The organism is Mesorhizobium sp. M7A.F.Ca.US.006.04.2.1 (assembly GCF_004022915.1).
Classification (GTDB): Bacteria; Pseudomonadota; Alphaproteobacteria; order Rhizobiales; family Rhizobiaceae; genus Mesorhizobium; species Mesorhizobium ciceri.
The window spans coordinates 1-6,773 of the sequence record NZ_RZQA01000297.1; the positions used below are offsets into that span (position 1 = coordinate 1).

Consider the following 6,773-nt stretch of genomic DNA (forward strand, 5'->3'; position numbering starts at 1 on the left):
CTGCAAAAGCAGCCAGGAGGCAACCTGCATCAGCCTGGTGGTCAGCCGCATCGATTCGGCCGCGTAGAGCGTGGCGGCCAGCCGCGACAGCTTCTTCGCCTCGGCCCGGCCCTTGCCGTCGAGATATTCGGCGGCCTGTTCGACCAGACCCATGCCTTCCTGGTAAAGCGGCTTGAAGGATTGCGAGAAAACCCGGCGTTCCGCCAGCTTGACGGTTTTCGCACTGCCCTTCGAAGGCTCGTTCATTGATACGCCCCTGCACTTGCAACCGGCCGATTCGGCTCCCTGCCGATACACCCGGAACCCTATCTGACTGAAGCTTGAAAATGCGCTTCGTCACCGGTGAAGGCAAGCACATGTTTAACAGAAGGTTAACGGCACCCCTGTCGGGCGGCCCCCCTGGGGTGCGGACAAAAAAAGAGAAATCGAGACAAAAAAAGAGCCGCGGATAAGGCGGCTCTCAGGAGTTTAACAGGGAGGCGTCAAACAAAGTGGCTCCAACCACTCGGTAAGAATCCAGATCACTGGATGAACATAGTAAACACCTGTAAAGCTTAATGAAGCCTTAACGGTGCGGATGTTTTTTGACCGAACGCCGCCATACTGTGCCGTAACAGCACAGCACCTCCTGCGTCAGGCTCGGTCAAGCGGTCTTCCAGACCGCCGGCACAGCCTCACCTTCCCTTAGGCTCGGCTCAAGCGGTCTTCCAGACCGCCGGCAAGGCGATGAAGGCGAACAGCAGCATGGCTGCGTAGAAGCCCATCGAGGAGGCCGCCACCAGCGGTTCGATCGCGGCATTGCCGGCAAGCAGGAAATAGAGGCCGATCAGCAGGCCGATGCCGCTGACCGCCGTCAGCCAGAAATGAACTGTGGCGAGCGTCTTCTGCCCGATTGCCGGAAACAAATGGTAGAAGAAGGCGAAGACCGCCGACATCAGCCATCCGGCCACCATCGTGTGGGCGTGGGTCGGCATCTGGCCGTGATCCTGGCTGATCGCCATGTACAGGCCGAGCGCCATGCCGCACAGCGAATAGATGATGGCCAGCGTGAAGAAATTCCGTGCTATCCCTTGCATAATGGTCCCCCGAATTGCCTTTTCCCGCTTGCGGGAATGGGTTGATCGTCAGGCGATTGTTGTCGCCACCGGGCTCCCGGCATTGGCGCACTGATATCGGCAGCGTATCCAGACGATGTCGCGCCAACCCCCTCCCGACGATTCGTACATTAGCAGAAAATCAGATAATGCGTTCACAATCTGCGACCTCGCGCGTTGGCCGTAAGCTGAAACAGAGCCGGATTTTTCGCGACATCGTTCCGAAACAGGCGCCACGCTAAACGCCCGCTCCTATGACGGCCGGCGCAAATCGGCGCCGCCGCAAACCTGACCGGACACTGCAGGAGCAACCCATGGACTGGTACTCGATCGTCAAATTCCTCCACGTCACTACCGCCATTCTGTGGGTCGGCGGTGGCTTCGTACTGTTCCTGCTGGGCATGCTTGCCGAGCGCGCGGGCAACATCGAGGAAAAGCTGCAGGCAATGCGCGCCAGCGGTCAGCTGGGCGGCAGGTTCTTTGCGCCGATGTCGATGCTGACGCTGATCTTCGGCCTCATCATGTGCTGGTTCTGGGTCGGCTTCTCCGATTTGTGGGTACTCATCGGCCTGGCGGGATACGCCACGACCTTTTCGATCGGCATGTTCATCTTCAAGCCGACCGGGGAGCGCATGGGCGCAATGATCGCCAAGGAGGGCGTCACGCCAGAGGTTCTTGCCATCGGCCAGCGCATGATGAGCGCGGCACGTTTCGACTATGCGGTGATGCTGGTGATCATTGCGGACATGGTGCTCAAACCGACCGTGCATGACATCGGCATCCTTGCCGGCATGGTGCTGGTCGTTATGTTCGGCGCGACACTGGCTTTTGGCGGCAACCGTCGTCTGGTGCCAAGCGCCGCCTGACCCCTAATGACGGGGCGGCTGCGCGGCGGCCTTTCTACATCAGGCCGACAATGCCATCCCACAGCAGCTTCAGCGCCACGACCGCGACGGTTGCGTAGGTGAAGGGATAGAAGGTTTCCGGCCGCATGCGGCGCACCAGCCACGCTCCGGCGATGGTCGACAGCGGCGCCAGCGGCATCAGCACCGCCGATGCCGTCAGATTGGCGGTGTCGAACTGGCCGAGCGCGAAATAGGGCACCAGCTTCAGCGCGTTGGTGGCGGCAAAGAAGATCGCTGCGGTGCCCGACAGAACTTTCGGATCGAGACGGATGGGCAAGGCATAGACCTGGAAGGGCGGACCGCCGACATGGGCAACGAAGCTGGTGAAGCCGGCGACCGTGCCCCAGATGGCGGCGGCCACGCGGTTGGGCGCGGCCGCGTGATCGGCGCCGTGGCGGAACTGCAGATAGAGCCAGCGCAGGACGAAGATGATGGCGACGGCGCCAACGATCAGCCGCACCGCCTCTTCGGTCACCAGTGCCGCCGTCAGCCAGCCAAGGCCGATGCCGATGACGGCGCCCGGCATCATGTCGACCAGCATCTTGCGGTCGTAAACGCCCCACCACGTCCACACCGAGACGATGTCCATCAGGCACAGGATCGGCAGCAGGATGGCCGCCGCCTGCACCGGCGGCATGGTCAGCGCCATCAGCGGCACGCCGACGAAACCGACGGCGCCGCCAAAGCCGCCCTTCGACAGGCCGACCAGAATGACCGCCGGAATGGCGGCCGCATAGAACCACGGATCGAGAAGCAGGCCTGACATGGGAGGGGACTGGTCCGGAGGGAAAGCGTGTCGACGCTTGAATAGCCCAGAATGTCGGGCGGAGCGACAGCAAATATGAGCGTGGCGGCCGCACATGCGGGCCGACGCAGGCCTGTGCCTACCGACGCGCCGAGACCAGCAGGAACATCGGCCGCTCGAGCTCTTCCGCCAGTTCGGGTTTGGCCGCGATCTGCTCTGATGTCGGACGGAACTCCTCGACATGCGCGATGGTGAAGCCGGCCTGCAGGAGAGCGTTGAGCGTGGTGCCGATCGTGCGGTGATGTTTCACCACGCCCTTGGCCAGCCAGTCCGTGCTGCGCGGTCCTTCCACCAGATACTGATCGACAGGCCACGTCTTGCGGCCTTCGCTATCGATCACCCAGCCGGGTTTGGTCGGCGCCATGAAGATCGGATGTTCCGTCGAAAAGACGAAATGCCCGCCAGGCGCCAGGGCCCGATACACGGTCCCGAACAGACGCGACACATCCTCGACATAGTGCAAGGCGAGCGAACTGTAGACGAGATCGAAGCTGGCTTCCGGCAGGCTGAGCCGATCGAGATCGGCCGTCTCATAGCTTATCCCTGCATCCGGGCCGGCGGCCCTTGCTCGGGCAAGCATCTTCTCCGACAGGTCCAGGCCAAGCACCTGCGCCGCCCCATGCTCGCGTGCCCAGCGGCAGAACCAGCCGAAGCCGCAGCCGAGATCGACGACCCTCAAGCCGCCGACATCGGGCAGCATCGCGCGCGTTGCCGGCCACTCGGCGGCACCCTCCAGCCCTTCGACCGAACGGCCGAGTTGGCTGTAGCCTGCGAAGAAATCCTCACGGTCGTATATGTTCTGCGCCATGACAGTCTCGGTCTCATTTGGTCGGCACACTAACCAAGCGGCCATCGGCTTTCCACCCGGCTCGATCAGGAGGCATGCAAGACCTTTGCCCTATCCCGAGAAGCAGCCGCGTCGAGCGGTGGCGGCCGCCGCCGGATCGGCTGCGCCTTGATGATGGCGGTGCTTGTCTCCGCCTTGTCGGCGATACGGTCGAGAATCCCGTCGAGATCGCCGATCGAGCGTACGAACAGCCGGGCGACGAAGCAGTCATCGCCCGTTACCTTGTCGCATTCGCCGAATTCGGGGATGTCCTCGATCAGCTTCTGAACGATGTGCAGCTTGCCCGGCAGAGGCCGGATGCGCACGATCGCCTGCAAGGTATAGCCGAGCGCCAGCGGATCGATCTCGACGGTGAACGCCCGGATGACGCCGCGCTCCTCGAGTCGTCGCAGCCGCTCCGAAACGCTTGGCGACGACAGCCCGACCTGGGCGGCCAGATCCTTCAGCGAGGTCCGCGCATCCTTGACCAGGATTTCAAGGAGATTTCGATCGAGATCGTCCAGCATCTTTTTCCTTTTCCCGACAGCTTGGAGCTTTCTCCTAATATAATTAGGCCAATAGGCCATACGCCCTTTCCAATCTGATGGAAAGCTTCGCGACCGCATGAGATTATGGCGGCTCAACCGATACGGAGGTTTGTTGTGAACGAGACAGTACGCGGCACGGTCGAAATGTCCGCCGCAATGGCCATCCTGGGAACGATCGGATGGTTCGTCGTCCTGTCCGGCCAGCCGATCATGGATGTGGTGTTTTGGCGTTGCGCTTTCGGCGCGCTGACGCTGCTCATCATCTGCGCCGGGCTGGGGTTGCTGCGCAACAGGCTGTCGCTGCGCATCATCGGCATCGCCGCGCTCGGCGGCGTCGCCATCGTCGTCAACTGGCTTTTGCTGTTCAGCGCTTTCTCGCGCGCGTCGATCTCGATCGCCACCGCCGTCTACAACACGCAGCCCTTCATGCTGGTCGGCTTCGGCGCGCTCTTCTTCGCCGAGCGGCTGAGCCTGACCAAGCTGACCTGGCTGACCATCGCCTTCGCCGGCATGGTGCTGATCGTGCAGTCGGCTCCCGATGCCGGCCCCAATGCCGGCATGGCCGGCACGGATTATTTCACCGGCATCGTCATGGCATTGGGCGCGGCCTTCTTCTGGGCCGTCGCCGCCATCGTCACCAAGAAGCTCAAGGGCACGCCACCGCATCTGATTGCGCTGATCCAGGTCTGCGTCGGCGTCGTCATGCTGGCGCCGTTCGCCAATCTATCCCGGCTTCCAGCCGATGCCTGGAGCTGGACCATGCTGGCGACGCTCGGCATCGTCCACACCGGCCTGATGTACATACTGATGTACGGCGCCATCCAGAAGCTGCCGACGCATCTGCAGGGATCGCTGTCGTTCATCTATCCCGTCGTCGCCATCCTGGTCGACGTCGTCGCCTTCGGCCATCGGCTGCATCTGAGCCAGGTCGTCGGCGCTACCGCCATCCTGATCGCCGCCGCCGGCATGAATCTCGGCTGGACGCTGTGGAAGGGCAAACCGCCCGTCGCGAGCCCGCACCCGATCAAGTGAAGCGGCCCGCCGGCTGCCCGGCGGATCAAACATCGCGATCCCGGCTGCCCGCCTGTTCAAGGCGGGCACTTTGCTCTATGCCGCAATCCAACCATCTTCGCCCGGCATAGGCGAAACGCGGGACCCGAAGAACCATGAATGAAGCAACGCCCCCCAATCGCTGTCGCATCGTGCTGATCGTGCCGCCCGGCGTGCCGGCGGCCCGTATTGTCACGGCATTCGATGGTGGCGATGTCGCTTCGCTGATCCTGCCCGAGAACGGCATGGATGAAGCCTCGTTCCAGGCTTTCGCCGAACGGATCGTGCCGGCAGCGCAAGCCGCCGGCGTTGCTGTCATCATCGCCGGCGACACCCGCATAGCCGGCCGCGTCCAGGCCGACGGCATCCATGTCGAAGTCTCCAAGGCCGAACTCGCCGAGACGATCGAGCATTTCCAGGCAAAGATGATGGTCGGCACCGGAGGCGCCAAGACGCGTGACGACGCGCTCGAGCTTGGCGAGACGCGGCCAGACTACATTTTCTTTGGCCGCTTCGGCTACGACAACAAGCCCGAACCGCACCCGCGCAACCTGTCGCTCGGCGCATGGTGGGCGGACATGATCCAGATCCCTTGCATCGTCATGGCCGGATCCGACATCGCCTCGGTCGAAGCCGTGGGCGCCACCGGCGCTGAATTCGTGGCGCTGTCGAGCGCCGTGTTCGCCGACGGCACCGACCCCAGGACAGCGGTCGCCACCGCCAACGCGCTGCTCGACGAGACTGCGCCGCGTTTCGAGGACTGAAATGTCATCGGCGACGCTTCCCCTCCAGGCTCTGCTTGCGGTGCTGATGGTCCAGGCGGCGGCCGCGGAGACCATCCCCTTGCCGCAGCCCAAGCCGGAAATCGGCGTCCACACCGATAAGCCGATCGACAAGCCGTTGCCGCAGCCCGCCACCACGGCCGAGCCTGCGCCGCTGCCGTCGGCCGACGCCGTCAATCCCGACCGCTTCGGCGCAAAACCCGCCGACGCGGCCTATGGCGCCTTCCAGCGCGGCCTCTACAAGACAGCTTACAATCTGGCATTGGTCCGGGCGCAAAACGGCGACCCGGCGGCGCAGACCCTGGTGGCCGAGATCCTGTCGCGAGGTCTCGGTGTACCGGTCAATTCGGCGCAGGCGGCGAAATGGTACGCCTTGGCCGCCGAACAGGGTGTGCCGGAATCGCAGTTCCAGTATGCGCTGATGCTGCTCGACGGCCGCTATGTCAAAAAGGATGGAAAAGAGGCCTACGCCCTGATGCAGGCCGCAGCCGAAGCCGGCAACCGGCTGGCGCAATTCAATTTCGCGCAGATGCTGGTCCAGCAGGACCCCGGCGACGCCGGTATGGCCAAGGCGGTCTCCTACTATGAACGCGCCGCTGCGACCGGCCTCGCGGACGCGCAATATGCAATGTCGCAGATCTACGCCAACGGTGTCGGCGGCAAGCCACGCGACGATGCCCAGGCAAGGCGCCTGCTGACGCAGGCCGCAAGGCAGAACTACGACACCGCTCAAATCGATCTCGCCGCCTGCTTCATCCAGCCG

The 6,773-nt window shown here is 63.3% G+C and carries 9 protein-coding genes; 4 read left to right on the plus strand and 5 right to left on the minus strand.

Annotation, left to right across the window (positions count from 1 at the left end):
- Together EN925_RS17135 and EN925_RS17140 are read right to left on the minus strand one after the other, a co-directional pair.
- The coding region (locus EN925_RS17135; RefSeq protein ID WP_128336731.1) for a DUF1465 family protein at window positions 1-246 on the minus strand (246 nt) is incomplete at its 3' end.
- A 449-nt stretch (window positions 247-695) separates the two neighbouring features.
- Window positions 696-1,076 carry a hypothetical protein gene (locus EN925_RS17140; RefSeq protein ID WP_013529135.1) on the minus strand — a complete coding sequence of 127 codons (381 nt, stop codon included), beginning with the start codon at window positions 1,074-1,076 and terminating at the stop codon, window positions 696-698.
- A 332-nt stretch (window positions 1,077-1,408) separates the two neighbouring features.
- Here EN925_RS17140 and EN925_RS17145 point away from each other — a divergent pair, with 332 nt between their 5' ends.
- The gene (locus tag EN925_RS17145; RefSeq protein WP_064995913.1) at window positions 1,409-1,960 is read left to right on the plus strand and encodes a DUF2269 family protein; all 552 of its coding nucleotides are present in this window, start codon (window positions 1,409-1,411) and stop codon (window positions 1,958-1,960) included.
- Between the two features lie 34 nt (window positions 1,961-1,994).
- On the opposite strand, the gene EN925_RS17150 is transcribed toward EN925_RS17145, so the two are convergent.
- The 3 genes from EN925_RS17150 to EN925_RS17160 form a co-directional block, all read right to left on the minus strand.
- On the minus strand, window positions 1,995-2,765 hold the full coding sequence (locus EN925_RS17150; RefSeq protein ID WP_064995914.1) for a sulfite exporter TauE/SafE family protein: 771 nt from the start codon (window positions 2,763-2,765) through the stop codon (window positions 1,995-1,997).
- Between the two features lie 118 nt (window positions 2,766-2,883).
- Entirely contained in the window at window positions 2,884-3,612 is a 729-nt protein-coding gene (locus tag EN925_RS17155; protein WP_127368438.1) for a class I SAM-dependent methyltransferase, read from the minus strand.
- Between the two features lie 65 nt (window positions 3,613-3,677).
- A complete protein-coding gene (locus EN925_RS17160) occupies window positions 3,678-4,157 on the minus strand; it encodes an Lrp/AsnC family transcriptional regulator (RefSeq protein WP_127368439.1) in 480 nt (159 codons plus the stop codon).
- Window positions 4,158-4,292: 135 nt separating this feature from the next.
- On the opposite strand from EN925_RS17160, the gene EN925_RS17165 reads away from it, so the two are divergent.
- From EN925_RS17165 to EN925_RS17175, 3 genes are all read left to right on the plus strand, one after another.
- Window positions 4,293-5,210, plus strand: coding sequence for a DMT family transporter (locus EN925_RS17165; RefSeq protein WP_027162529.1), 918 nt, complete (start codon window positions 4,293-4,295; stop codon window positions 5,208-5,210).
- A gap of 134 nt (window positions 5,211-5,344) precedes the next feature.
- The gene (locus tag EN925_RS17170; protein WP_127368440.1) at window positions 5,345-5,992 is read left to right on the plus strand and encodes a thiamine phosphate synthase; all 648 of its coding nucleotides are present in this window, start codon (window positions 5,345-5,347) and stop codon (window positions 5,990-5,992) included.
- A gap of 1 nt (window position 5,993) precedes the next feature.
- Window positions 5,994-6,773: tetratricopeptide repeat protein (locus tag EN925_RS17175; protein WP_164894248.1), on the plus strand; the 780-nt coding region annotated here is incomplete at its 3' end.

Bases quoted from the DNA above. Each gene is read 5' to 3' on its own strand.
- EN925_RS17160 (WP_127368439.1), bottom strand. From the start codon at position 4,157: ATGCTGGACGATCTCGATCGAAATCTCCTTGAAATCCTGGTCAAGGAT.
- EN925_RS17155 (WP_127368438.1), bottom strand. From the start codon at position 3,612: ATGGCGCAGAACATATACGACCGTGAGGATTTCTTCGCAGGCTACAGC.
- EN925_RS17140 (WP_013529135.1), bottom strand. From the start codon at position 1,076: ATGCAAGGGATAGCACGGAATTTCTTCACGCTGGCCATCATCTATTCG.
- EN925_RS17170 (WP_127368440.1), top strand. From the start codon at position 5,345: ATGAATGAAGCAACGCCCCCCAATCGCTGTCGCATCGTGCTGATCGTG.
- EN925_RS17145 (WP_064995913.1), top strand. From the start codon at position 1,409: ATGGACTGGTACTCGATCGTCAAATTCCTCCACGTCACTACCGCCATT.
- EN925_RS17150 (WP_064995914.1), bottom strand. From the start codon at position 2,765: ATGTCAGGCCTGCTTCTCGATCCGTGGTTCTATGCGGCCGCCATTCCG.